Origin of the sequence: Lederbergia citrea, from assembly GCF_018343525.1 — a bacterium.
Classification (GTDB): Bacteria; Bacillota; Bacilli; order Bacillales; family Bacillaceae_C; genus Lederbergia; species Lederbergia citrea.
In genome coordinates this window covers 23,977-49,703 of record NZ_JAGYPH010000007.1, presented here as the reverse complement: position 1 = coordinate 49,703, position 25,727 = coordinate 23,977, and the positions used below count along the sequence as shown (strand labels likewise).

23 protein-coding genes and 1 tRNA gene are annotated in these 25,727 nt (G+C 40.4%); all 24 read right to left on the bottom strand.

Translation table 11 applies throughout. The annotated features are described in order from the left end of the window. Positions 1-406: 406 nt before the first annotated feature. On the bottom strand, positions 407-2,389 hold the full coding sequence (gene ftsH / locus KHA88_RS20630) for an ATP-dependent zinc metalloprotease FtsH (protein ID WP_213100114.1): 1,983 nt from the start codon (positions 2,387-2,389) through the stop codon (positions 407-409). Positions 2,390-2,482: 93 nt separating this feature from the next. Next, positions 2,483-3,034 carry a hypoxanthine phosphoribosyltransferase gene (gene hpt / locus KHA88_RS20625; RefSeq protein WP_213100113.1) on the bottom strand — a complete coding sequence of 184 codons (552 nt, stop codon included), beginning with the start codon at positions 3,032-3,034 and terminating at the stop codon, positions 2,483-2,485. Beyond that, positions 3,031-4,455 carry a tRNA lysidine(34) synthetase TilS gene (tilS, locus tag KHA88_RS20620; RefSeq protein ID WP_213122758.1) on the bottom strand — a complete coding sequence of 475 codons (1,425 nt, stop codon included), beginning with the start codon at positions 4,453-4,455 and terminating at the stop codon, positions 3,031-3,033. Before tilS ends, hpt begins: the two co-directional genes overlap by 4 nt. A gap of 65 nt (positions 4,456-4,520) precedes the next feature. Further along, the gene (locus tag KHA88_RS20615) at positions 4,521-5,453 is read right to left on the bottom strand and encodes a protein kinase domain-containing protein (protein WP_213122757.1); all 933 of its coding nucleotides are present in this window, start codon (positions 5,451-5,453) and stop codon (positions 4,521-4,523) included. Beyond that, positions 5,422-6,252 carry a vWA domain-containing protein gene (locus tag KHA88_RS20610; protein WP_346729020.1) on the bottom strand — a complete coding sequence of 277 codons (831 nt, stop codon included), beginning with the start codon at positions 6,250-6,252 and terminating at the stop codon, positions 5,422-5,424. The genes KHA88_RS20615 and KHA88_RS20610 overlap by 32 nt, the downstream gene beginning before the upstream one ends. A gap of 8 nt (positions 6,253-6,260) precedes the next feature. Next, on the bottom strand, positions 6,261-8,732 hold the full coding sequence (gene spoIIE / locus KHA88_RS20605) for a stage II sporulation protein E (RefSeq protein WP_213108800.1): 2,472 nt from the start codon (positions 8,730-8,732) through the stop codon (positions 6,261-6,263). Between the two features lie 200 nt (positions 8,733-8,932). Beyond that, positions 8,933-9,006 (bottom strand) — tRNA-Met (locus KHA88_RS20600). A 154-nt stretch (positions 9,007-9,160) separates the two neighbouring features. After that, positions 9,161-9,577, bottom strand: coding sequence for a S1 domain-containing RNA-binding protein (locus KHA88_RS20595; RefSeq protein ID WP_213100108.1), 417 nt, complete (start codon positions 9,575-9,577; stop codon positions 9,161-9,163). A gap of 74 nt (positions 9,578-9,651) precedes the next feature. After that, positions 9,652-10,035 (bottom strand): FtsB family cell division protein, encoded by a 384-nt coding sequence (locus KHA88_RS20590; RefSeq protein WP_213100125.1) that lies wholly within the window; start codon positions 10,033-10,035, stop codon positions 9,652-9,654. A 36-nt stretch (positions 10,036-10,071) separates the two neighbouring features. Beyond that, positions 10,072-10,707, bottom strand: a complete 636-nt coding sequence (yabQ, locus tag KHA88_RS20585; protein WP_213108802.1) for a spore cortex biosynthesis protein YabQ — start codon at positions 10,705-10,707, stop codon at positions 10,072-10,074. Further along, positions 10,704-11,009, bottom strand: a complete 306-nt coding sequence (gene yabP / locus KHA88_RS20580; RefSeq protein WP_213100106.1) for a sporulation protein YabP — start codon at positions 11,007-11,009, stop codon at positions 10,704-10,706. The genes yabQ and yabP overlap by 4 nt, the downstream gene beginning before the upstream one ends. A 251-nt stretch (positions 11,010-11,260) precedes the next feature. Then, entirely contained in the window at positions 11,261-11,527 is a 267-nt protein-coding gene (locus tag KHA88_RS20575; protein WP_213108815.1) for an RNA-binding S4 domain-containing protein, read from the bottom strand. Between the two features lie 23 nt (positions 11,528-11,550). Beyond that, the gene (gene yabN / locus KHA88_RS20570) at positions 11,551-13,011 is read right to left on the bottom strand and encodes a bifunctional methyltransferase/pyrophosphohydrolase YabN (protein WP_213122756.1); all 1,461 of its coding nucleotides are present in this window, start codon (positions 13,009-13,011) and stop codon (positions 11,551-11,553) included. Continuing rightward, entirely contained in the window at positions 13,008-14,618 is a 1,611-nt protein-coding gene (locus KHA88_RS20565; RefSeq protein WP_213122755.1) for a putative polysaccharide biosynthesis protein, read from the bottom strand. The genes yabN and KHA88_RS20565 overlap by 4 nt, the downstream gene beginning before the upstream one ends. Before the next feature lie 100 nt (positions 14,619-14,718). Then, the gene (spoVT, locus tag KHA88_RS20560; protein WP_213108816.1) at positions 14,719-15,255 is read right to left on the bottom strand and encodes a stage V sporulation protein T; all 537 of its coding nucleotides are present in this window, start codon (positions 15,253-15,255) and stop codon (positions 14,719-14,721) included. 241 nt (positions 15,256-15,496) lie between these two features. Beyond that, the gene (gene mfd / locus KHA88_RS20555; RefSeq protein ID WP_213122754.1) at positions 15,497-19,015 is read right to left on the bottom strand and encodes a transcription-repair coupling factor; all 3,519 of its coding nucleotides are present in this window, start codon (positions 19,013-19,015) and stop codon (positions 15,497-15,499) included. A 136-nt stretch (positions 19,016-19,151) separates the two neighbouring features. Continuing rightward, complete coding sequence (gene fin / locus KHA88_RS20550; RefSeq protein WP_213100101.1) at positions 19,152-19,382, bottom strand: anti-sigma-F factor Fin; 231 nt, start codon at positions 19,380-19,382, stop codon at positions 19,152-19,154. A gap of 64 nt (positions 19,383-19,446) precedes the next feature. Continuing rightward, the gene (pth, locus tag KHA88_RS20545; RefSeq protein ID WP_213100100.1) at positions 19,447-20,010 is read right to left on the bottom strand and encodes an aminoacyl-tRNA hydrolase; all 564 of its coding nucleotides are present in this window, start codon (positions 20,008-20,010) and stop codon (positions 19,447-19,449) included. A 143-nt stretch (positions 20,011-20,153) separates the two neighbouring features. Next, positions 20,154-20,780 (bottom strand): 50S ribosomal protein L25/general stress protein Ctc, encoded by a 627-nt coding sequence (locus tag KHA88_RS20540; protein ID WP_213100099.1) that lies wholly within the window; start codon positions 20,778-20,780, stop codon positions 20,154-20,156. 547 nt (positions 20,781-21,327) lie between these two features. Then, the gene (locus KHA88_RS20535; RefSeq protein WP_213100098.1) at positions 21,328-22,287 is read right to left on the bottom strand and encodes a ribose-phosphate diphosphokinase; all 960 of its coding nucleotides are present in this window, start codon (positions 22,285-22,287) and stop codon (positions 21,328-21,330) included. A 13-nt stretch (positions 22,288-22,300) separates the two neighbouring features. Next, entirely contained in the window at positions 22,301-23,674 is a 1,374-nt protein-coding gene (gene glmU, locus KHA88_RS20530) for a bifunctional UDP-N-acetylglucosamine diphosphorylase/glucosamine-1-phosphate N-acetyltransferase GlmU (RefSeq protein WP_213100097.1), read from the bottom strand. A gap of 313 nt (positions 23,675-23,987) precedes the next feature. After that, positions 23,988-24,281, bottom strand: a complete 294-nt coding sequence (spoVG, locus tag KHA88_RS20525; protein WP_213100123.1) for a septation regulator SpoVG — start codon at positions 24,279-24,281, stop codon at positions 23,988-23,990. A 189-nt stretch (positions 24,282-24,470) separates the two neighbouring features. Beyond that, positions 24,471-24,845: a RidA family protein gene (locus KHA88_RS20520; protein WP_213100096.1), complete on the bottom strand. Its 375-nt coding sequence runs from the start codon at positions 24,843-24,845 to the stop codon at positions 24,471-24,473. 15 nt (positions 24,846-24,860) lie between these two features. Continuing rightward, positions 24,861-25,694, bottom strand: a complete 834-nt coding sequence (purR, locus tag KHA88_RS20515; protein WP_213100095.1) for a pur operon repressor — start codon at positions 25,692-25,694, stop codon at positions 24,861-24,863. Positions 25,695-25,727: the final 33 nt, after the last annotated feature.

Here is a 25,727-nt window from a genome sequence, read left to right as displayed (position 1 = left end):
CATCACACTTTTTCTAACCTGCTATGTGTGTTGCAATCTTTTTATATTTTGACAGTCTGCAGTAAGGAGAGCCTGTTCACTTGCATTCTTCAATTCCCGTAACTGGCAACGATAAGCCGTATTGGTTTATTGTCATCATTCCATCACCTCAAGGTTAGCCTTACTTTCCACTATAAAAATAAATGGGTATATAGAAAAGTAAAATATAGAACTTTATTGGTTTGGAGAAGCGTCCGCTCGACTCCTGCGGGATCTGCGAGACAGCCGAGACCCTGCAGGAGCGTAGCGACGAAGCGGCTCGGCGCTCGCCCCGCGGAAAGCGAGTGGTAAGCTTCGGAAAACCTGGTCTATCCAATATAAAAACAAAAAGACTGAAGACACCGCATGAGCGGTGTCTTCATTAAGTTTAATCTTTTTTGGGATTATCTTCATCGGACTGTTTAGACGGTCCCATTTTTTCAGGTGGGCCTACAGGCGGATCCACTCGTTCTTCCTTAATGGATAAGTCTGATTCCTTAGGTTGAATCGTCACCTTAGGTTCGTCATTATCTTTAGTTGGAACTGTTCGATCCGGCAATTTCCCGGTTTCGTATAAGCTCGTAATTTGATCTGCATCAAGTGTTTCCACTTTAAGAAGTGTTTGAGCAATGATTTCAAGCTTATCACGGTTTTCAGTGAGTATTGTTTTAGCACGATCATAACAGTCTTTAATAATACGCTGAATCTCTATGTCGATTTCATAAGCAATCGCATCGGAGTAATTTTGTTCATTATGCAAGTCACGGCCGAGAAACACTTGGCCTCCTTGTGGTTGGCCAAACTGCAATGGACCGAGCTTATCACTCATACCATATTCCATTACCATCTTACGCGCAATTGCCGTTGCCCGTTGGAAGTCATTATGGGCACCTGTCGATACTTCGCCGAAGATAATTTCCTCTGCAACACGACCTCCAAGAAGACCAGTAATTTTATCCAATAGTTCTGGTTTAGTCATGAAGTAGCGGTCCTCTCTTGGCAGCATAACAGCATATCCGCCAGCTTGCCCACGCGGAACAATCGTTACTTTATGAACCACATCTGCTTCATCTAACACTAAGCCGATGATTGTATGGCCACCCTCATGGTAAGCAACAATATTTCGTTCCTTTTGAGAAATGACGCGACTACGTTTAGCAGTACCTACAATTACACGATCTGTTGCTTCATCAACATCGTCCATATCAATTTTCTTTTTATCATGACGAGCAGCAACTAATGCAGCTTCGTTCAATAAGTTTTCTAAATCTGCACCCGAGAAGCCAGGAGTTCTCGCAGCAATTGCTTTTAAATCAACAGATTCATCTAATGGTTTATTTCGAGCATGTACGTGCAACACCGCTTCGCGTCCCTTAATATCAGGACGATCAACTGTGATTTGTCTGTCAAAACGACCTGGACGCAGTAATGCAGGGTCAAGAACGTCCGGACGGTTTGTTGCCGCTACAATGATGATCCCTTCATTTGCGCCAAACCCATCCATTTCAACAAGCAATTGGTTCAAGGTTTGTTCACGTTCATCGTGCCCACCACCGAGTCCTGCTCCACGCTGGCGACCAACAGCATCAATTTCATCAATAAAGATGATACATGGCGCATTCTTCTTAGCATTTTCAAATAGATCACGTACACGTGACGCACCAACACCAACAAACATTTCTACGAAGTCCGAACCACTAATAGAGAAAAATGGCACGCCAGATTCTCCAGCAACCGCTCGAGCCAACAATGTTTTACCAGTACCAGGTGGTCCAACTAAGAGGACACCTTTAGGAATTCGGGCACCGATTTCAGAGAATTTCCGCGGGTCTTTCAGGAATTCCACCACTTCAACAAGTTCCTGTTTCTCTTCATCCGCTCCGGCAACATCCTTAAAGCGAACTTTCTTCTTTTCTTCTGAGTAGAGTTTCGCCTTACTCTTACCGAAGTTCATCACTCGGCTTCCTCCACCCTGCGCTTGATTCAACAGGAAGAAGAATAAAATAAAGATGATGATAAATGGAATAATCGTTGTGAAGAAAGATACCCAGCCACTTGTTTCTTTAGCCGGCTTGACATCAAGTCCCGCTGCATGCGTATCAATACGATCAAGCATCGCTGGACTGTTCATGACGTAAGTAAGGAAATACTCCCCTTCTTTAGCGCCTTTCAACGTACCTCTAATCTCATAGACGCCTCTTTCAGGCTGCATTGCGTACTTATCAATATCACCATTTTCCAAATGTGTGACAAATTCATTGTAAGTTATATTTTTTGTCGTCTCATTGCTATTATTAAACCAGCTTACAATCCCAATGAGTACGAGAAAAATGAGTAAATAAAAGATTGTATTTCTAAAAATCCGGTTCATCCCTTACCTCCTCCCACGGTAAAAAACTATATTCAATAGTATCATAGACATTTCCGCCTTTACAACATTTCAACTTCTTTTTCAATGTTTATTTCATTCCTCTTCATTCTTGCCATATACTTCAGGCTTTAAAATCCCAATATACGGGAGATTGCGGTATTTTTCAGCGTAATCAAGACCATATCCCACTACAAATGCATCTGGGACGATAAAGCCAACATAATCTGCTTGAATATCCGCTTTTCTACCTGTCGGCTTGTCAAGTAAGGTAACAATCTTAATTGATTTGGCTTTACGGTAGCGGAATAATTCTACTAGGTAGCTTAAGGTTAAACCACTATCTATGATATCTTCAATAATTAAGATGTCTCTTCCTTCTACCGGTGTATTCAAATCCTTTAGGATTTTCACTTCTCCGGAGGACACTGTGGACCTTCCATAGCTTGAGACATCCATAAAATCCATTTCTAAATATGTATCTACACGCTTCAAGAGATCCGCCATAAAAGGGGTAGCTCCTTTTAATACACCTATAACGAGCGGAAAGCGGCCATCGTATTCTTCTGTAAGCTGCCCTGCAATCTCAAGAATTTTTGCATTGATTTCTTCTTCGCTTATTAATATTTTTTCAATATCTTGTTTCATTGGTTTGGTTGCCCCCCAGAAAATGTTTGGTTGCTGCAGTGTATGCTGTAAAAATGGTGTTCATTATCAGGAGAAGTGTCATAGCTTGATTTTTTCAATCCGGGGATCCAGAGGAGTTTGCCAGTATTGTCTGTAACAATCGGCCAAACCAACCTATCATGTAAAGGTATTTTCATGTCAATAAAGATGTCTTTTACCTTTTTTGATCCATTCATTCCCTTTAACTTCATTCGGTCACCGGGTAATCTTGTCCGAACGATGATTGGGAATTGTACTTCACTCGGATTTAATACAATGATATTCTCTTTTTTTTCTTTCGAAAGCCCCTGACCTTTTTCCACCCGAATGATTTTACCATCCGGCAGAGATACTTCTTCGCCCTCATATAGTTTGTAACAGAAGCTTGAAACTTGGCCCGGCTTATCAAACGTAAAATGACATACATCATATGATCGGATTACCTTCAAACCAGAAGGAAAGTCCAATTTCCCTGACGGATTTTCACTTTTCAGCAACTTTTGAAGCAAATCTATATGCAGCGCTGTCAAGTCAGCCGCCTTTTGCTGGTAAAGATAGTTTAATATTAGTTGAATCACCCTTCTTTGTAAAGGCAAAGGCACTCTATAAAAAGAAGGAATGTTGAGCGTGATTTCATCCTTGCCCAACTCTTGACACATTGCGTTATATTCCTTTTTAGCCATCTGTTCCAATAACTGTTCGTCTTCAGTTAAATCCTCGCTGAACCGTTGAAATTGTTCATGGACATGCTCATTTTCACTTTTCAGGAATGGAAGAATTTCAAGTCTAAAACGATTTCTTGTATACAATGGCTTTTCATTACTGACATCACGACGGGGATTTAGTTTATGAGTAGCACAGTATTCTTCTATTTCCGCTTTCGTGACGCCGAGTAGCGGGCGAATTAACTCACCCTTTGCAAATGGTCTTTTCATCTGGATGCCCGCTCTCGATTTACCATGACTCCCTCTAACTAATCGCATCAGTATCGTCTCCAACTGATCATCGCCATGCTGACCAACCGCCAGCTTGTCCGCATGAAGGTCAAGCATTACTTTTTCAAAAAATTGATAACGATATTTTCTTGCAGTCTCCTGCATGCCAGTCTCGTCCAGCTCCATTTTTTTTCGAATATCAATAGAAATGGCCCTAAACTCTATATCTTTGCTCTCACAATAATTTTTTACAAAATATAGATCTTGTAGCGACTCTTCTCCTCTTAACATATGGTCCACGTGAGCGGCCGCCACCCTTATACCATATTTCTCTACCCTATTATTTAAAAAATCGAGCATTGCCAATGAATCTGGTCCGCCTGATACGGCCGCTACTATATAATCACCCGCTTTTATGAGTGAATGCTTCTCAATAAACGCCTCAGTTTTCTTTTCAAAATCCAACATGATAAAACCCTTCCTTGGTGGCATAAATAACGCATAGAGCCTTTATCATATGGTACCATTTTTCCCTAAAAGATGTGTCCATATAGGTAGAGTGCATATAAAATACCGGTAATTAGAACGATTGATGCGCTTTCGAGGAAAGTATGATTCTTTTTTTGCTTATGGTTTAGTTTTTTATAGCGCCCCCCTTCGGCTAAAATTACCAACATGTCTTTTTTCATCTCCCGTGCGAATTTATATTCGCCCAAAAGCGCTTTATACATTACTGGTTCAAATTTATTTAATTCTTTATTTAAACGAACCTTTTCCATCAATTGCTTTAAAGGAGAGATTCCAGCATCTTTTTTTGTAAATCGCTGCGGATAAAAAAGATTGATCATGAGCATTGCAGTGGAAAAAAGATCGTAAGTCGGTTCTGCTTTTCTTGATCCAAGGCTCCAATAACCGCGGTCAAAAAACTCGGTAAATTCTTTAATGGCGCGTCCGTTCATTGTTGTTCCCCCAACATCTATGCAGCGAATCGCGGGAGTAGGACCCGAGACAATTAAATTTTCGGGTTTTAGATCGCCAAAGATCCAACCTTGTGCATGTAGCTCCTCTAACACATCAAGTAGTTGAACAATCATAACCCCCGCCCATGAGTAGCCTTTTTCCCGAACGAAGGAAAGCAAATCAGGCCCTTGAATATATTCCATTGCGTAAAAATGAACCATACCGGAATTTCCCTCCCAATCATCTACATCATACAAAGAAGGTCCGAGGGCAGATCCCTGGACCTTCGCAAATGCTTTCAGGACATTTACCTCTGATGTGATAGAGAGACTATCCGTACTCATTTTCAACGCTGTATATCCATTAATTCCTTTTGCTAGATACACAACCCCATTTGCCCCAGCTCCAAGTTCGTTCACAAGTTGATAACGATGTTTATGCCATTTGCCTTTTACAATGGTTCCAGAAGGATATTTACATTGACTCTTCAAAAAATTGTTCATCATCTTTTGATAGCAGCTCCCTCAAAGAGCGCTTTTTCTTAAAATAAGTCATAGCCTCACGAAGTGCTGGGCCAGTTGGTGTGATACCTCCGATGGCCAGCTTTGGAAAAACACTTGTCAATAACTGCAAATTTGGTGTCCAATCGAGAAGTTTTTCAACTTCTTTCTTTTTCCCTGGGAATATTAAGACGGCAAAGCGGTTATTTCCCATCCGCGCATTCAAACTTAATGACAGATCGAGCAAAGCCTCCTTCACAGTTGGAAGTTTGGACTTCATACTCGCACTTGTATCGATTAAAACAAGCACTTCTACGTCGGCTGTCTCCCCAAGTTCATCTACTACCTCCATCACTTCACCGCGTGTCTCGGGAGAAAGCTCCTCTATCGTCGTTTCACTCCCCAATATTTGTCTTAGTTCCCTATTTACAACTCCCTGCAATGTTTGTGTCATCGCTTTACGCGTAACCATTTGTACAGTTTGGGACAATGCTTCCGCAAAAACGACTTGGCTGATCCCCCCTCCTGAAGCAGCCATTCCTTCTATCTCACGTAACCCTTTTTCATCAATAGCATCATTCTCCATCACACCGATTACATTGACAGTTATCCCGCTTTCTTTCGCAAGTGCAGCCATTGCTACGGGATCTTCACCTTTGTTTGAACAGCCATCTGTAATTAATAATATTTGTTTCAAAGTACCTTTTTTCATGAAACTCCCCTCCATTATGGCAACAGCCCTATCCATTACTATAAGGAGAACTGTCTTATTGCTATCATCCTCGCCGGGAGTATACGTTTTTATACTTTATATTAGGAGATTTTCATTTTCCTGTTTCGAACTGGAATTGCCGCCCATTTCGGCGTATTATGGCTTATTTTCACAACGGCAATTGTCATATCATCTGCTATGACGCCCGACCTCGTTCTAATTACTTCTTCCATCACTAAGTCTGCAATGGCTTGCGGGTCATCGGTTTCAATTTCTCTTAGTTTGCGCTTCATCCATAGTTCGTAGTTCTCTACATGTTTTGGTCCTTCAAACACCCCATCACTCATCATAATGAGCAAATCACCAGCACGTAATTGTTCCGATACGACATCAACATCAAATTCTTGTAAAATACCCATCGGCAAATTTCCGGATTCAACTTTCAAAATCTTACTTCCTCTTTTAATAAAACTTGGAGTTGAACCAATCTTCAGAAATTTAGCCTCCGCATTTTGCAAATCAATCATCGCCAAATCCAAAGTAGAGAAGATTTCCTCCGTTGATCTAAGCGAGAGAACCGAATTGACCGATTTAATAGCGACCTTTTCTTCAATACCCGATTGGAGAATTTTTTGTAAAAGTTTCAACGTTTCGCTACTTTCATGATGGGCTCTTTCGCCATTACCCATTCCATCACTAATAGCCACAGCATATTTTCCTGGCCCTAATTCAATCGTTGAATAACTGTCCCCCGATAGAAAACCTCCTCCTTTTGCCGCGTGGGCCACTCCCGTTTCAACTATAAACGCCTTGGCGGATCGAAGCGTTGCATAGCAGAAGCCCATCCCGGGAGATTCCTCGCTTTGCACGATAATAGTCTCATTTAAAATATCTGAAAGTAGCGGAGCAATAATCTTCTCACATTCACCTAGACTGCTACTATTCGGCAAGGTAATGTCGATATCAATATTTCCTGGTTCCAAGCTATAAATTTCCACATGTTCAATTTCTATTCCGAAATCCTGGAGTGCATCAAACATCATTTCTTCTTGGCGATGATGGTTTTCCTGATCTCTTTGAATTTCTTTTGCAAAATCACCCATTACTGCCGAAACGCCCAGAAGTTGTTCCGCTACAAGCTTACGACTTTCTTGCACTTGTTTTTTCAATTGCTGATTTACTTGATATACCGTTAGTTCCTGGTGTATAGCATCCCGCACTTTTTTTGCCTTATTGCAGTGTTTATCTAATTGGCGGAAGGTTTGGGGAGGAATAGTCCCTGTATTTTCGTCCATTTCATGCATAACATTCTTCATAAGCTCATATGTTTTATCAAAGTTATTCCCCCAACATTGAGATTTTTTAAAACAAGTTTGACATGTTTTTTCTGTGACATGGCTAAGGAAGAAATCAAACTCCTGCTCTTCTTCATCTTCTTGCCATTTTTCCGGTTGAGAAAAGCTGTTCGACAATGCTTGAAAGACAGAGGAAAATTGTTCAACCCTGCGAACTGTGATATCACGGATTTTCCTGGCATAACGTTGCTGATCCTGCGCATGTTCCGGTGTACCAGGTATATGACGAGCAAGCTTATCTATCAGGCTAATAGGAGTTAAAAAGAGTAGAAGAATGGCAGCACATGACTCATAGATTGTTTCCATAAGAATCGTATTCGTCTCGCCGTACATGCCGATAAGTACGGTTGCTACAATGAGCCCGATTGCAGTTCCAGCACGTTTTCCTTCTTTGAGTAATCCACCCAATAAACCTGAAAATGCGAGAAGACTCATTTGAAAGAAGCTAGAAACGCTCGCAAGGCTAAAAATCAGTCCAGTCACTACCCCGACGGTCGATCCGACTGTCGCTCCAGCGGTAAATGCAAATAAGATGACTAAATAGCGAGAAAGAATATGTTCAATGGACAAGTCATAAAAAGTCCAGCCAATTGTTCCGGTCATAACCGAAGCAAGCATGATGATAAGGCTGATTACTTCTTCGGTTTTTAGTGTTTTTTTCCTTTTGTGAAAAGTTAAAAATGGGATGCTTTGCATAAAAATAAAAACGAGTACAAGGGCAAGCCCCGCTTCAACACCAGCCATTACGCTGTCGTATCGAGTAAGCGTTTGACCATTTACCATAAACTGATAGCCACATTTCGTGAAAAAGGATATACCAAAAACAAAATAAGGCAAGATTCTGACGACTCTTTTTGAAAAAGCCTCAAATATTTTAAAACTAACAAGAAATAGCATGCATAGTGCAAATGTAAATGCGGCATTCCCCATCGACAGCGTAAGCGAACCAACCAAGAGACCGAAAAGAACAAGCGGAGCCTTCTCTCTTTTTATGATATAGACAACCGCAAAGAAAGGCAGTGCAAATGGCGTAAGATGGGATAAAATTAATGCTCGTCCCAAAAGTAAAGCTACGAGTAGCAAAGCGATACCCTTCTGCAAAAAAAGATACTCTAATTTCTGCTGTAATTTTTTCAGCCCATTTGTAAATTCCATTTTTGTTTCATGCAGGTCAACATTATCTGCCGGCGGAATTACACTGCGATCTCCTCTTTCCACTTTTTCACCACTCCCCACTGTGATTAGTTTTACTCATTATAATGGGGCTTGTATTAAAAATTTGTCAGTTTGATGGAGATTGCAAAAAAAAGAGTTCGACTAAATTGGGCAAAATAAAAAGCATAAGACAAATTCTTGTGGGAAATTTGTCTTACGCTTTTTGTTTTTCTTTTGGCAAGCGCCTTATGCTTTTCTTTTAATAGCGGCGGAGGGGATCGAACCCACGACCTTACGGGTATGAACCGTACGCTCTAGCCAGCTGAGCTACGCCGCCATGATTCCTTTTGTTAAAAGGCACAATGTCTATAATACAGACAGTCGAAAATCTTGTCAATGGTTATTTCAAAAAAAATGACAAATCCGGATGTGGATTTGTCATTTTTTTGTCTAGCGCCTTGCGCATTTATTATTAAAAAACAGACAGCAAGTTAACCTCGCCTTGCGCCTCGTCCACCGCGCTTCGATTCTGTGTTGCGTTTCAAAGATGATAAACGGTCTTCACTGTCTTTTAAGAACCGATTCATTTTTTGCTCAAAGCTTTCTTTTGGACGAAAATCATTCGTACGGTTATGACGCGGACGCTGGTTTGAATGAGATTGAGCCGGCGGCTGGTCTTTCGCTTTACGGATTGACAATCCAATTTTGCCGTCCTTCTCAACGTTTAAGACCTTAACAAGGACTTGATCGCCAACTTTTAAATGCTCATTAATGTCTTTTACATAATTGTCGGCTACTTCACTGATGTGAACAAGTCCTGTTGTGCCCTCGGGCAATTCCACAAACGCTCCAAAATGAGTGATGCCTGTTACCTTACCTTGTAACTTGCTGCCTACTTCGATCGACATAAAAAAATTTATCCTCCTTAAAGTATAAAAAAATAAACCTTATTCTATATTATATCGGACTTTTGAAAAAGGTGTCAATATGACATCTCTTCTTCTTTTTTCTTTTTCGGATCAGGAATGTTAAATATTACTTCACCTTTATCAGATAGAAAATATTCACTTCTTGCAAGCTTAGCTATATATTCATCATCGTTAAGCTTAACAATTTCGTTTTCAAGCATTGCTTGTTTTTTTTCTAACTTCGCAAGCGTCTCTTCTAACTTCACTTTCTCTTCCTGCTTTGATTCCAAAATCGATGATCTGAAAACAAGAGTGGAAATAACTAAATAAGACAAAGCAACCGTCAGGATAAGAAATACAGACAACCGACGCAAAAGGAGTTTTCTTCTTTTTACTGCTCTTTTCATTGCGACTTCTTGTTGCTTCATATAGTTTGTTTCTAGTGAAGCGATCGGCATTTTATGTTTGACTCCCACCCTGAGGCCTCCTCGCATTTATTTACGAAAAACTTTTCGTAAAACATTTATCACTTTTATATATTTATTCTTGCCTGCTTTTAATAATCCTGCCAAAAATGCATATAATCGTCCGACAGCTTTTTTAACAGAATTCGGCAGTATTAAGATAAACCCTCTTCCTATTAATTTAAAGGGAAATAAAATAATCTTTAAAATCCATAATAACACTCTTCCCGTAATTTTTACAAGTCCGAAAAGGATGCGAGCAGTAAACAAAAGTACTCCAATAAGAAGCAAAATAAGACCTTTGATTGGCCTATAAATTAAATTTAACAACAATTTCCTAATAAATAACGCAGTTTTGATCGTAAAATTGATTAAAAGTTCGAGAAATTTTAAATAGAGATGTTTAATTAATGCTTGGTAAGCAGAAAAGCCGCAGAGAAGTGCTAAGATAAGATAAAATCGAAGTTCGCCATGATTAACAAGAAATAATATATAGAAAATAATTAAGCCCTGGATGATCCAAAATAGGATATCGTTCAAAAATACAATCAATCTTTTTCTTTTGCCTCTTTTTAAGAAACGCTGATACGTGTCGAGGGATGCGCCAAAAAAGCTTCCCATGGCAATCATGGAAAGCATGGTAAAAAACTGGGTAGACAAGCTCATCGAAATAGCTTGCCAAAGAATCCTTTAGCTTTCTCCCCATGATGATCATCCAAATATACAAGATCATAAATTTTTCCTTTAATTGACACAATCCCTTTATCGACATCAAGATTCTTCATCTGTAAATTTTGACCACGAATTGCAAGAAATCCCATCGATGTTTCTAGCAAGAACTCTTCATTATCAAAGCTTTCCACTTGCTTAACGCCCGTTATATCAAGTAATTTCCTACCCCGCATGATCACATCATGCTCTGGCACCGGACCCTTTCCGCCAGGTACAGACTCATAATATTGGTTCATTTTCATCCCTCATTTTCGCACTGGTTTTGTTAAAACATATGAGAGAATATGAACAAATAGAACAAGCTGTCGCGAAAAGCGGAAGCGCCCGTTAAGCGACGTACAAATTTCAAGGATTCTGACGAGATAAAGGAAACACAATGAGCCGCAGGCGAATTGATGTTGACTTATCGTAGGAAGAATCCGAAAGTTTGCTAGTCGCTGGGCGCTGGAGCTGGCAACGAAAAGCGGAAGCGCCTATTATTTTATGATTAATCTTCTGGATTGATTTTTTCTTCTTTTAAAATGGTGTACATATTGGCTGCTTCTTCTTTTCTCGTAGATTCTTGAAGTTCATTAATTGTGACTGTTACGAGCTTTTGTCCGTAGCGGATTTCAAGCTCATCACCAACTTTTACATTGGAGCTTGCTTTCGCCTGCAAACCGTTTATGGAAATACGGCCTTTGTCTGCAACCTCTTTTGCAAGCGTTCGTCTTTTTATTAATCGGGAAACTTTTAAAAATTTATCTAATCGCATTGTTGCCATCACTATCACCTCTCCTATAAACCTTCTTTCTTCGCTACATCCCAAAGTTGGTCCAAGGCTTCGAGATTAAACTCTTTAAACGGTTTACCACTCTCTCGAACTTTTTCTTCTACGTATGAAAAGCGACGGTAAAATTTTTCGTTCGATGCCTGGAGTGCTTCTTCTGGATGAAAACCTAAGAGCCGGGCCACATTTACAACAGCAAACAGTAAATCTCCCAACTCATGAAGTTGCTCTTCTTTATTTCCTTTCGCTAATTCAAGCTCAAATTCCTGCATTTCTTCTTTTACTTTTTTCCAAGCTTCCTCAGCCTGACTCCAATCAAAACCAACTTTAGCAGCAATTTTTTGGTAATCATAAGCTTTCAATAGAGCAGGTAATCCTTTTTCCGACTTACTCAATAGCGAAACATCCGCCTTTATATTTTTCTCAGAAGCTTTTATCTTTTCCCAATTAGCTACTACTTCTTCAGGATTATTTGCTGTCGCTTCCCCGAACACATGGGGATGGCGGCGAACCATTTTCTCCGATATGCTTTCGATGACATCTTCAATCGAAAACATTCCATCATCCTCACCAATTTGGGCGTGGAGCATGACTTGTAATAGGACATCGCCTAATTCTTCAATCATATTGTCGATATCATCGCGGTCAATGGCATCGAGCAACTCATACGCTTCTTCAATTAAATATTTTTTTAGCGTTGTATGCGTCTGCTTTTTATCCCATGGACAGCCATCTGGTCCACGGAGTTCAGCAATAATGTCTCGTAATGTTGAAAATTCCTTATAGGCGAGTTCCCGTGAAGTTACTGGCGGGACATAGAGACTCGTAAGATTGTCCAGTTCAACTTGCCGGTCCAATTCATAAAGCGGAACCTTCCTGATTTTCTCATGTGAGCTTCCTGCTCCCGTAACAATCATCACTTCATAGTCATCCGGGTATTTTTCCATTAAAGTCAATTTTACATCTGAGGCAATAAATGTATCGTATACTTGCGCAATAATAATATGCTGGTTGATTCTAATATCTTCTTTTCTAAGCGATGTTCCGTCTAAAAGCTGGAAACCTTCGACAGGATCCGCTTTTACAGCCGTAAAAAGACTATCCAAAAAGCTGTGTCCACCTAAGACAATGATGTTAATTCCCTGCTCTGGCCCACGTTCAAGTAGTAATTGAACGGTTTTTTCAGCAACCATCGGATGCCCAGGAACAGCATATGTAATATCAGTTGTAGCTGCTTTATTTAAAAGCGTATTCGTTATCTCTTCATAGACCGCTTCAAAATGATCATGTTTCTCGTAAATCGCATCAAAAGAGTCAAAAGAGATGTCTTCATCGATAAGCTCACTGACAGCAGGATGTTCTTTCGTTCTTAAAAAAAGCTGCTCAGCATTTTTCAGTTTTTTATAAATACCTAGCGGAAGCTGCTCCAAATCTCCAGCTCCCAGGCCGATAATAATAATTTGCTTCATTCTGACTGCCTCTTTTCTCGTTTTCTGTTTGCGTTGATGAGACTGAGCCTGCTTCCAAAAGGAAGAATGGTGATTTCCTCTTCAGTTAATAAGCGGGTGCGCAAAATGAAAGCTAAGAACACAGCGCCACCAATGGATACACTCGATAAAGCGATCATTGTGCTCCATAATCTGCCTTGCACATTAGCTAGAGTAAAAAGCAGCATCCATAATTGTAGGATTACCGTCATCGCCGCTCCCGCCAAACTTAGATTCTTAATCATCTTCGACAAAATCTCAATAATATTTACTCTTTTATTCAGCTTTTTTATTAAAAGAATTGTGACCATTGCTAGACCGATTATTGTTGCCAGTGCGGCTCCCTTCGTTCCATATAACGGAACGAAAATGAGGTTTCCAGTCGCTTTGAAAGCAAGACCAATCAAAATATATTTTGCAGGGGCAAACACATGACCCAGTCCTTGCAGGATACCTGAACAAACCATGATCAGTGAACTGAAAAAGATTGCTATTGCTAAAATGGAGAGAACGGATGACCCATCACTATTTTCAAACAGCATAGCATTGGTTGGTCTCATTATATTAGCAAGCCCCACAGCAGCTCCCGTCCCAATCACTGTACTAATTTTCACTGCATTGATCGCTTTTGTTTGTAAAACGGCAGTATCACCTTTCATCCACGCGGAGGCGATAAGCGGAACGAGCGCAAGTGAGAACGAAGCGGCCGCGACAGTTCCTAATTGAATGAGAGGCTGACCGCGATCAAAGATACCTTTTAAGGCTTTCGCCTGTTCTGTTTCAATTCCTGAATGAACGAGTAATGAATAAAGACTAAAGGAATCGATGAATTGAAAAAGGATGAGTACCATGCCGCTTAAGCACATAGCCGTCCCGTGAACGAGTACAATGTGGGCCGTTCTATAAAATTTCCGTAAGGCCAAGCCTTTGGCAATTAAGGGCGAAATAATTTTATATCTTGCTGCAAAGATCGTAATTAAAAGTAAGCCGATAAATCCGCCAAGCAGCGACCCTGCCCATGCTCCTCTGCCTGCTTCATACAGTGAATGTCCATTAGCTATTAAGAGTGAAGCAATCAACAATATCGCCGATACTCTTGCTAATTGTTCTGTAACTTGAGTGATAGCAGTGGGAACCATATTTCCTACACCTTGGAAATATCCACGCCATACTGAAAGGAACGGCATGAAGAGAAAGGTAAAGGAGGTGACCTTAATTAAGGGAGCGAGTAGCTCATCACCCATCAATCTTGCAATGATATTTGCACCGAAAAAAAACAAGCTATTGAAGAATAGGCCTAAAATAAGTAGGGTCAAAAAAGCGGCCTGCAAATCATGTGTAAACTTATTTCGTTTTCCCGCTTCACTTTCTGCAGCCATCTTAGAAATAATGATAGGGAAGCCGGATGTGGCTAAAACGGCTCCAATCCCATAGATGGGATATACTTGCTGATATATGTAAAATCCAATATCGCCTACGATATTTTGAAAAGGCACTCGATAAGCGGCACTCAAAATTTTCACTATAAATGCTGCTGCTGTTAAGACCATTGCTCCCCGGATATAGTGATTTGATTTTTCTTGTGGCAAGCTCTCCCTCGCCTTTCTAGTTTGGAATTAATTCTCAAGTGAAATGTTATTATAGCATAGAAAACGAGCCAAGCTTGATGCTTGGCTCGTTTCCTTTCGTCTAGGATTCCATTTGTCTTGCCAGAAAGCTTGCCGCGGTTTCGGCTGATTTTTGTTCAATTTCACCAATTGTTTGTTCTTTGGAGAAAATGACAACTGCACCAATCGGATCACCGCTCGCGATGATTGGGGCAATGGTATAAGAAGCTATCTCTTCTTCATTACCATCAATCAGCGAAACATTACCTGATTTTTTCTCTAGGTGAGATGATCTGTCTGCCATTGCCTTTTCAATCATATCTCCATTGTTTTTATTCAAATATTCCTTTTTCGATCCACCTGCAACAGCAATAACTGCATCTCGATCGCAGATTAAAACGGCACTTCCTAAACTTTCAAATAAAGCTTCTCCATACTCTTTAGCAAAATTACCCAATTCATTAATTGGAGAATATTTTTTCAAGATGACTTCTCCATCTCGATCTACAAAAATCTCTAATGGGTCTCCTTCACGAATTCGAAGTGTCCTTCTAATTTCTTTCGGGATGACCACCCTTCCTAAATCATCAATTCGACGAACAATACCAGTTGCTTTCATCTTATGCTGCCTCTCTTTCATCAGATGATTATCCGGATGCCTCTAGCCTGATTGATACTAATACAAACAGTACAGCTCCATCATCACATTGCCAGCTTCCGTTTTTTTCAATTCCTACCAACAGTTATTGAATTTAGTATCTTTCAGTTAGAAAGTTCTATACATAATTAACTGATTTTTTTGGAGGGCATTTCAATTTAACTAAAATTTACTCATCATCCGATTAGAGAGGCTCTTTATTTTACGGTTGTTTTTTGGCATTTCCCAGGTCTTTCATGATGGCTTGAGCGATTTCGAGCCATTCATCCGTATTCATTCGGCTAATTTGAATGGTAATCTTCAACTTTGAACCATCCATACCTAATCCAACCATGCGGCCATGTCGGCTACATATACTAAAGACCTTTGATCCATCCATTTCTTGCGTTCCTTCTTCAGACATATAAATGGCAATTTCTGATTTCGATTGTTTAATGGACTCCAAACTTGCTGCCCGAGCAAAAACTTTTATCTCTGCCACAGTAAATAAATAACCGACTTGATATGGGTAATCTCCAAAACGATCGATCATTTCTTCGCGTAGCTCTTCTAATTCATCCAAAGAATCTATATTTCTAAAGCGTTTATACATTTCTATTTTCTGATGTCCGTCGCTAATATATGCATCGGGAATATATGCATCGAGTTCAAGTTCCACTTCAAAAGAAGGAGTCCTCTTTTGGTGGATTTCACCTTTACGTTCGTCAATGGCTTCTTTGAGCATTTGCGAATACAGGTCAAAACCGACGGAGTCAATGAAACCATGCTGCTGTGCACCGAGCAGATTCCCAGCACCCCTGATGGACAAATCCCGCATGGCAATTTTAAATCCAGAACCTAATTCGGTAAATTCTTTTATTGCCTGGAGCCTTTTTTCTGCGATTTCTGTGAGAACCTTATCCTTTCTGTACGTAAAGTACGCGTACGCGACCCGGTTTGAACGGCCGACCCTCCCTCTCAATTGATAAAGCTGTGAAAGGCCCATCCTGTCCGCATCATGTACGATTAACGTGTTGACGTTCGGGATATCTACTCCAGTCTCGATAATGGTCGTAGTCACAAGGACATCAAATTCACCGTCAAGGAAGCTTAAAATAACGGATTCCAGCTCGGACTCAGTCATTTGCCCATGTGCATAGGCTACCCTTGCATCAGGTACAAGCATGGAAATCTCTTCAGCTTTTCTCTCAATATCCTCAACCCGGTTATAAAGAAAATATATTTGACCGTCTCGGGAAAGCTCACGTTCAATCGCTTCTTTTACAAGAGCCCCGTTATATTCCATGACATACGTTTGAACTGGGAACCGGTTTTCCGGCGGTGTTTCAATGACTGATAAGTCTCGGACACCCAGCATAGACATATGAAGTGTTCTTGGGATTGGTGTAGCTGTTAATGTCAAAACATCTACATTTGTTTTTAATTGTTTGATTTTCTCTTTATGTGTCACCCCAAAACGCTGCTCTTCGTCAACGATTAAAAGTCCGAGCTCAGCAAATTGGATATCTTTTGACAGCAGCCTGTGTGTTCCAACAACAATATCAACCGTACCATTCTTCAAACCTTTTGCGGTTTCGGTTTGCTGCTTTTTCGTACGAAAGCGGCTTAGTAAACCAATATTGATTGGGAAGTCCTGATATCGCTCTTTGATTGTTTCAAAATGCTGCTGTGCCAAAATTGTTGTCGGCACGAGTATTGCCACTTGCTTGCCGTCCATGATCGCTTTGAATGCAGCCCTTATTGCAACTTCTGTTTTCCCATAGCCAACATCACCACATAAAAGGCGATCCATCGGCCTTTCCCTTTCCATATCATGCTTTATTTCCACAATGGAACGGAGCTGATCTTCCGTTTCTTGATATGGGAAAGAGGCTTCAAATTCACGTTGCATGTCGCTGTCAGGGGAATATGGGTAGCCCTTTGCCGCTTCCCGTTCTGCATACAACTTAATCAAGTCATCCGCTATATCCTTAACAGATGATTCTACTTTCTTTTTGACGCGCTTCCAATCACTCCCGCCCAGTTTATACACCTTCGGCTCTTTTCCTTCGGAGCCCACATATTTTTGGACGAGGTCAATTTGTTCAACAGGTACATATAATTTATCGCTTGCTTGATATTTAAGATGTAAATAGTCCTTATGAACCCCATTAATTACAAGCGTTTCAATACCTAAATATTTTCCGATTCCATGATTGACATGGACTACATAATCACCGACTTGCAACTCAGAATAACTTTTGATCCGCTCAGCGTTAGATAGTTTTTGCCGACGCTTCGACTTTCGTGTCTTTTTATTAAATATTTCCTCTTCCGTAATGACAACCATCTTTGACAAAGGAAGTTCAAATCCAGTATTCAGTGCCCCTTGATATATTTGAATTCCCGTTATCGGATTCTCAGACCCTTCCACGATAGCCGCTTCGATTTCATAGTCCATTAAAACCGATTGCATTTTCTTTGCCCTTTGCCCATCTGGTGCCAGAAACACAACCGAAAATTGATTTTTCCTCCAGCGGTCGATTTCAGCTTTAAGTAAATGCATTTGGCCGTGGAAATTCTGCATTAATTTACATGGAACATTTGCAATGTTCTGTGGACTTGTATTAGCTATATGTCTTAAAAATAAAGAAAGATAAACACGTGGCAATTCATGTTTAGAAAGCAGATTTCCTAGTTGATTGGAAACGGCAAGCCCGTGAATAATCTCTCCACGTTCCAGTAGGGATGTATACCATTCAGCTTCTTCTTTTTCCAGTCGTTCATTCATTTCATTTATACGGCTTAGTTCATCAAAAATAAGCAGCCCATTGGTAGAAATATAATCTAGCAAACTGGCAGGAGACTCATAGGCATATGATAAGTATTTAAAAAATTGCTCTGGTTTTTGTCCATTTCGAAACTTTTCTAAATCAAAACCAACATTCTCTGCCATACGTTCTTTAGCTTGTTCATTGTTAAGCTTCTTTAATGAACGGGATAACCCGGCTTCAAGCTGCTGAGTAATTTGATTAAATTGGTTACTGTCAATCGGAGCCTCTGTTGCCGGGCCAATGACAATTTTCTCTCTTTTATCTTTTGAGCGTTGGTCATCAAGTGAGAAGGTACGAATAGAGTCAACCTCAGTATCAAAGAGCTCAATTCGGATCGGATCCACTTCTGTAAGTGGATAAATGTCTAAAATGCCACCGCGCAGGCTGAATTCCCCAGGTGCACTGACCATTTCAGCACGGCTATAGCCCATTTGAACAAAAGTAAGCAAATCCTTTTCAAGATCTAAATCCTTACCTACTTCAATATGCAATTGATATTCCTTCCACTTCGCTGGAGGGGGTAAAATTTTTCTTAATCCGGCCATTGGAACAACAAAAACACCGCGACGGCCCGACGCCATATAGTTTAGCGTCTCAATTCTCTGGGCGCGCAGTTCGGGACTTGCAATGCTAAGTTCTGCTGCAATTAATTCATTGGCTGGATATAGGAATAGTTGTTCTTCATCCATAAATTGCAATAAATCCTCGTGAAGCTTTTGAGCTTGCAAAAGATTATGGGTGACGACAACGATAGATTTTCCGGTTTTTTCGGCTGTAGCAGCAATAAAAACAGCCCTAGCTGATCCGGATAAGCCCGCGATCAACTGCTCATCAAGGTTTTCCTCGATACCAGAAATGATTGATTGTATCTCTTGTTGCTGTAAAATTAAGCTCTTTAAACCTTGCATGTCTATCTCCTCTTCTCAAGAAATGCGTTGACGATCAAAAGCGAGAGGTACCTATTAGGCTTAACCTTAAGCCCTGACAGGCACCGCTAGCTGGATATTTAAATAGAAAAACGCTTTGGACCGAGCTCCAAAGCTTTTAATGAATCAGATAATCATATTGATGCAATTCGGGGTTTTTGGCAAAGGCTTCTTGGCAGTCTTCACATATTGCTTGGATATGAATATCTCCCTCCGAACTATAGGAGACCATCTCGTCCCTTTCTTCATTCGTTAATTTATGAATGCCAAGTTGTTCCGAGTTTATTGAAGCTTCTTCAATTGTTCCCATTTTAGCAGCACAATGGCGGCAATAGTAATGAACTGGCATATTTATCCTCCTTGCATATACAATCTGTCCATATATTATGAACAGCATTGGAGGGAGTTATTCGTTACTTTGCATTAAAGCGGTTCATTACTTCAAGAAATGGTTTATTTAGCCACTCTTCACATGCATCAGCACATGTTTGGATAACATTTTGCATTTCTTGCCATTCTTCTTTATAAAATTTGCCGAGAACATAATCAGGGACCGTCATTCCTATCGGCGGCCGGTTGATCCCGACTCTAATCCGATTGAAGTTTTCGGTGTTTAAATGGGCAATGGTGGACTTGATGCCGTTATGGCCACCCGCACTTCCTTTTTGCCTTAATCTAATTTTTCCAACTGGTAAATCCAAATCATCATAAATAACGACTAAATCTTCAATAGCAATATCATAGTAGTCCATAATGGGACGAATGCTTTCTCCGGATAAATTCATATATGTTAAAGGTTTTAACAAAATGAATTTTTCTCCATTTTTATGGATGATGGAGTAGACGCCATTAAATTTTGACTGATTAAGGGGTGAACCAAACCGGTTTGCCAACTCCTCAACCACTTCAAAGCCGATATTATGTCTCGTTTTATTATAGGTAGAACCGGGATTCCCCAATCCTGCAATTAATTTCATTTACCAAACACTCCAGTTTGTTTTAACTGTTTCTTTCCTTTATTATACCGAAAAGTCACAGAGGTACAAGAACAAAAGCACTTTGAACTAGACGGAATAAAAGCGCAACCACTTGTGGCTGCGCTTGTAATATTTTACTATATTTAAACGTTTTCTACTGGATCTCCGTTATCTTCCGATGGATTCTCTTCTCGTACTCCTCCATCCGGATCTTCTTCTTCCGTTCTTGGTGGTTGGATATTTGCGATTGGCTCATCATCTTCATGATTGATTTTACATGAAAATTGATTGCGAATTTCACCAACTGTCAAGGATTCTCCAATATCCAAGTTTGCAATATCTAGGTGGATGACTTCAGGAATTTCATCCGGAATAGCCGTTACAGAAAGCTCATGAAGCAAAGTTTGCAGAACTCCACCGCTCTTCACTCCAACAGCATCCTCTGATAACTCAACGCGGACACTCGCTTCAATTTCTACCGACATGTCGACGACGAGAAAATCAGCATGAATGACTTCTTTTCTCAACGGATCTTCTTGATACTCATGTAAGAGTACGTTTAACTTTTTTCCTTCGAGATCAAGGGAAATAACACCATTTCTACCTACTTCACGCATTGTCTTAAGAAACTCTGCACTATTAATGGTGATGGGGGTATTTTCCACCCTATACCCATAAACTACTGCAGGAATGTTACCCTGATTACGAACGTCCGATAATTGTGAACGGCGTTCGCTCGTACGACTTTTTGCTGATAGTACTGTACTCATAAGTATTACACGCCCTCTCCCTAATATGTAAAACAATGGTCTATCTCTATCTTTACCCTATCACATTAAAGAATAAACATCTAATGATATGAAAAAGCACCGGAAATTTCGTTATTTTATTTTTATATAAGAGAGAGCGGGTTTTCCGAAGCTTACTGCTCGCTTTCCGCAGGGCGAGCGCCGAGCCGCTTCGTCGCTACGCTCCTGCAGGGTCTCGGCTGGCTCGCAGATCCCGCAGGAGTCGAGCGGACGCTTCTCCAAACCCACAAAGTGTTACCAACTAATTCATAAAGATCGATGTTGATTTATTATTAAAGTACCGGCCCGTTTCATATTGATCTATAACTTTACAGCAAAAAAGGTATAATTCCTCAATTTGAGGTACTATACCTTTTTTAACACTGTTGATTGGAGCGGAAAGAGAAGCAAATCAACAACCAAGTTTATAAGTGCATTGACTTTAAAAGGGAACTTTTAAGGTCCTTTTTTATAATTTCACAAATCTAAAGCACCGGAAATTTCCGGTGCTTAATTGCTTCATTTTTTATTAATCAAATAATGTACTAACCGACTGGTTCTCGTGGACGCGAATGATGGCTTCGCCGAGCAAAGGCGCCACTGAGAGTTCTTTAATTTTGTCGATTTTCTTGTCTTCAGGAAGAACAATTGAATTCGTTACAATTAGTTCTTTTATATTTGAGCTTTCTATTCTTTCGATAGCTGGCCCCGATAGAACTGGATGTGTACAACATGCAAATACTTCCTTTGCACCCGCTTCGGTAAGAGCATTAGCAGCAAGAGTAATTGTTCCCGCTGTATCAATAATGTCATCGATTAAGATGGCAATTTTCCCTTCCACATTACCGACAATATTCATGACTTCAGATACGTTCGGGCGCGGGCGACGTTTATCAATAATCGCAATCGGCGCTTTTAAACGATCAGCAAGTCTTCTTGCCCGTGTTACACCGCCGTGATCAGGCGAAACAATAACAACTTCATCTCTATCGAAATGTTTTGTTTTAAAATAATCACCTAAAATTGGCACTCCCATTAAGTGGTCAGTAGGGATATCAAAGAATCCTTGAATTTGAGGTGCATGGAGGTCGAGATTAATTATTCGAGTAGCACCAGCTATTTCAATTAAGTTTGCTACTAGTTTCGCCGTGATTGGCTCACGTGCTCGCGCTTTTCGGTCTTGACGAGCATAGCCGTAGTAAGGCATCACAAGATTAATTGTTTTTGCTGACGCACGTTTCAACGCATCAATCATAATAAGGAGTTCCATCAAATGATCATTTACTGGGTCGCTCGTTGATTGAACAACATACACATCACACCCACGGATACTTTCTTCAATATTAATTTGAATTTCTCCATCACTGAATCGATTTACGGAACACTTCCCAAGTTCCAAACCTACCACTTTTGCAACTTCCTGCGCTAAAGCACGGTTTGAACTTAATGAGAATATTTTCAAGCTCGGGTCAAGATATTGATTTGACATGTTGAACCTCCAATTAGTTTTTCAAATTTAGTTTCTTGACGTATTCTTCTTTATTAACCTGTCTCGCACGTGCAATGGAAAGGGCCTCTCCGGGCACATCTTTTGTAATTGTTGAACCTGCCGCAATATAGGCACCTTCACCAATCGTAACCGGTGCAACTAGATTGGAGTTACAACCAACAAACACATTATCTTCTATTTTTGTTAATGCTTTAGTTTTACCGTTATAGTTTACGGTAATGGAACCGCAGCCCACGTTCACATTGGTACCTACTTCAGCATCGCCAATATAGCTTAGATGAGACGCCTTACTGCCTTTTCCAAAATCAGCCTTTTTAATTTCGACAAAGTTGCCGATTTTAACCTCGTCATGAATATTCGATTGTGGCCGAATATGAGCAAATGGCCCAATATGAACATGTGAACCAACAGAACTGTCATGAATAACCGATTGGCGAACATAAGTCTCAGAACCAATGACGGCATCTACCATTTCACTGTTAGGTCCAATATGGCAGTCTTCCCCAATCACAGTCTTTCCTTTCAATACTGTTCCTGGGTAGATTGTTGTATCACTGCCGATTTCAACATCAGCATCAATATAAGTATTGGCCGGATCAATGATTGTTACGCCATGACGCATTTGCTTTTCATTAATTCTTTTTCTCATTAGTCGTTCTGCTTCGGCAAGCGCAACCCGATCGTTTACGCCCATTGTTTCATCAAAGTCAGCTGTTTGATAGGCCGAAACTACCTCATTTTGTGACTTCAAAATCTCAATCACATCGGGAAGATAGTATTCACCTTGCGCATTTTCATTCGATACATGCTCAAGTGCGTTAAATAATGCTTCATTATCAAAGCAATAGGTGCCCGTATTAATTTCTTTCACGTTCTTTTCTTCTTCGTTTGCATCTTTATGTTCAACGATTTTTTCAACCATACCTTCAGAATTACGAATAACTCTACCATAGCCGTCAGGCTTATCTGTATATGCAGTTAAGATGGTTGCTTTTGCTTGTTGTGCTTTATGCTGTTCAAGTAAAGCTTCCATTGTATCAGCTTTAATAAGTGGTGTATCCCCGCAAATGACCAGAGTTGTTCCCTTCTTGCCACTCAGGGCTTCTTTCGCCTGCATGACCGCATGGGCAGTCCCAAGCTGCTCATCCTGTAGAACAAAGTCACTTTTTCCTTCCAGGTGAGTTTTCACAAGCTCAGCTCCATGACCAACAACTGTAACAATCTTGTCAACTTTGAGCTCGGAAACGTTTTCGACTACATGCTCTACCATTGGCTTTCCACAGATTGGATGAAGCACTTTATATAGTTTTGACTTCATTCTTGTGCCTTGTCCCGCAGCCAAAATTACAGCGAATCTATTTGTCATAAACGGTCCCCCATAAACCTTTTTTCCCTTATGAATATATCTTAAATAACGTATTTTTTCAACAAAACGACCAAAAGTATAAAAATTGGACACTAATTAGAAAAGCGGAAGGCGCTTGCTCAGGAGCGACAAGCATAAGACGAGCGCTGACGAAGGCGCTCTTTGCCTTCTGCAGCGATTGGCTTATGACCTCGAGCTCCTAGCGCCTGGAGCTGGACAATTAAAAAGCGGAAGGGGACAGGTTCGCGTGAACCTGTCCCCTAAAATAAAAAAGAGCCGTACTTAGAAGTAGGGCTCTAGTTGCAGTTTATAATTAGGAAGCACCGGCTTCTTCCAACTCCGGTTCTTCTACTTCTCCTAAACGATGATATTCTGCCAATACAACGTCTTGGATTTTGCTGCGGGTGTTAGAATTGATTGGATGAGCAATGTCGCGAAATTCTCCATCCGGAGTGCGTTTGCTAGGCATCGCCACAAACAAACCATTGTTTCCGTCAATCACGCGAATATCATGTACAACAAACTCATTATCTAGGGTAATCGAAGCAATCGCTCTCATTCTACCCTCTGTGTTGACACGGCGTAGTCTCACATCTGTTACTTCCATTGTGCTCACCACCTTCTGGTCCTAGATAGAATCATAAGTATGTATTCAACACAGAATGTAATTCTCCTTCTTTAATTGTAAAATTTTTTAAAAACTTATGAATAAAAGGTTTATTTATTGATTTTATCGGTTATTTAAGTTATTTGGACATAAAAAAACCGCTCCCCTAAAATGAGGTAGCGGTTTTTATTATTTAACCAGGGCAATGACTTCTATTTCAAGTTGTACATCTTTCGGCAAACGGGCAACTTCTACACAGGACCGTGCCGGTTTATGTGTTGAAAAATATTCACCGTATACTTCATTAATCGTTGCAAAGTCATCCATATTTTTTATAAAGACAGTCGCTTTGACCACTGTTTCCAATGAAGCACCAGCTTCTTCCAGCACAGCTTGGAGATTACGGAATACTTGATGTACCTGTTCTACAGTATCGTCAGAAATGATCGTTCCTTCTGGGGTTAAAGGTATTTGACCAGAGCTGTAAAACATATTGTTTACGACGATTCCTTGTGAATAAGGACCAATGGCAGCCGGTGCTTTGTCAGTAGATATTATCCGCATTCCTTTACCTCTCCTTTATAAAAATTCTGTTCTTCCTGTAAAATAATTTCCCGCTGATACGTTAATTCGCTTTTCTTTGAGATCTACATCTGAAAGCTCTACAAGTGAAATATAATCATTTACAAGACGCTCTTCAGGAAATTCCGACTCAACTAAAACTGCTATTCCTGCAACAGTTGCGTTAAATTCAGCAAGAAGATTGACCATCCCATTCACTGTTCCGCCAGCTTTCATAAAATCATCGACAATTAACACCTTTGCCCCTTCTTTTAAACTACGTTTAGATAAAGACATCATTTGAAGGCGTTTAGATGAACCGGATACATAATTAATACTAACCGTAGATCCTTCAGTTACTTTATTATCGCGCCTGACGATAATAAATGGGACATTTAAATGGTGTGCTACTGTCTGGGCAATGGGAATTCCCTTCGTTGCAACCGTCATAATGACATCAATGTCCCGATCAGCGACAGCAGAGGCTAGATGCTTCCCAACTTCATTTAAGATTTGGGAGTCGCCTAATAAATCTGTCATATATAAGTAACCGCCAGGTAGTAATCGTTCGGGATCAGCGATCAACTTACATAGGCGGCCAATGAATTCTTCCGCCTGTTCTTTCTTTACTTTAGGTATGTATTTAACCCCGCCTGCCGCTCCCGAAAGGGTTTGCAGCGTACCAATACCTTGATTTTCGAAAGTATCTTTAATAATGACCAGGTCCTCACTAATGGACGATTTGGCCGAATTATATGTTTGAGAGAAATATGTCAATGAAACAAGCTCGCGAGGATGATTCATTAAAAAGTGTGTCATATCTACAAGACGCTCGCTGCGGCGAAATTTCATCCTATAACCTCCTGCACAAGTCAAATGCGAATA

Excerpts from the sequence above, each read along its gene's own strand:
- ftsH (WP_213100114.1), bottom strand. The coding sequence starts at position 2,389 with ATGAACCGGATTTTTAGAAATACAATCTTTTATTTACTCATTTTTCTC.
- hpt (WP_213100113.1), bottom strand. The coding sequence starts at position 3,034 with ATGAAACAAGATATTGAAAAAATATTAATAAGCGAAGAAGAAATCAAT.
- tilS (WP_213122758.1), bottom strand. The coding sequence starts at position 4,455 with ATGTTGGATTTTGAAAAGAAAACTGAGGCGTTTATTGAGAAGCATTCA.
- KHA88_RS20615 (WP_213122757.1), bottom strand. The coding sequence starts at position 5,453 with ATGATGAACAATTTTTTGAAGAGTCAATGTAAATATCCTTCTGGAACC.
- KHA88_RS20595 (WP_213100108.1), bottom strand. The coding sequence starts at position 9,577 with ATGTCGATCGAAGTAGGCAGCAAGTTACAAGGTAAGGTAACAGGCATC.
- KHA88_RS20590 (WP_213100125.1), bottom strand. The coding sequence starts at position 10,035 with ATGCCGATCGCTTCACTAGAAACAAACTATATGAAGCAACAAGAAGTC.
- yabQ (WP_213108802.1), bottom strand. The coding sequence starts at position 10,707 with ATGAGCTTGTCTACCCAGTTTTTTACCATGCTTTCCATGATTGCCATG.
- yabP (WP_213100106.1), bottom strand. The coding sequence starts at position 11,009 with ATGAACCAATATTATGAGTCTGTACCTGGCGGAAAGGGTCCGGTGCCA.
- KHA88_RS20575 (WP_213108815.1), bottom strand. The coding sequence starts at position 11,527 with ATGCGATTAGATAAATTTTTAAAAGTTTCCCGATTAATAAAAAGACGA.
- yabN (WP_213122756.1), bottom strand. The coding sequence starts at position 13,011 with ATGAAGCAAATTATTATTATCGGCCTGGGAGCTGGAGATTTGGAGCAG.
- spoVT (WP_213108816.1), bottom strand. The coding sequence starts at position 15,255 with ATGAAAGCAACTGGTATTGTTCGTCGAATTGATGATTTAGGAAGGGTG.
- mfd (WP_213122754.1), bottom strand. The coding sequence starts at position 19,015 with ATGCAAGGTTTAAAGAGCTTAATTTTACAGCAACAAGAGATACAATCA.
- fin (WP_213100101.1), bottom strand. The coding sequence starts at position 19,382 with ATGCCAGTTCATTACTATTGCCGCCATTGTGCTGCTAAAATGGGAACA.
- pth (WP_213100100.1), bottom strand. The coding sequence starts at position 20,010 with ATGAAATTAATTGCAGGATTGGGGAATCCCGGTTCTACCTATAATAAA.
- KHA88_RS20540 (WP_213100099.1), bottom strand. The coding sequence starts at position 20,780 with ATGAGTACAGTACTATCAGCAAAAAGTCGTACGAGCGAACGCCGTTCA.
- KHA88_RS20535 (WP_213100098.1), bottom strand. The coding sequence starts at position 22,287 with ATGTCAAATCAATATCTTGACCCGAGCTTGAAAATATTCTCATTAAGT.
- glmU (WP_213100097.1), bottom strand. The coding sequence starts at position 23,674 with ATGACAAATAGATTCGCTGTAATTTTGGCTGCGGGACAAGGCACAAGA.
- spoVG (WP_213100123.1), bottom strand. The coding sequence starts at position 24,281 with ATGGAAGTAACAGATGTGAGACTACGCCGTGTCAACACAGAGGGTAGA.
- KHA88_RS20520 (WP_213100096.1), bottom strand. The coding sequence starts at position 24,845 with ATGCGGATAATATCTACTGACAAAGCACCGGCTGCCATTGGTCCTTAT.
- purR (WP_213100095.1), bottom strand. The coding sequence starts at position 25,694 with ATGAAATTTCGCCGCAGCGAGCGTCTTGTAGATATGACACACTTTTTA.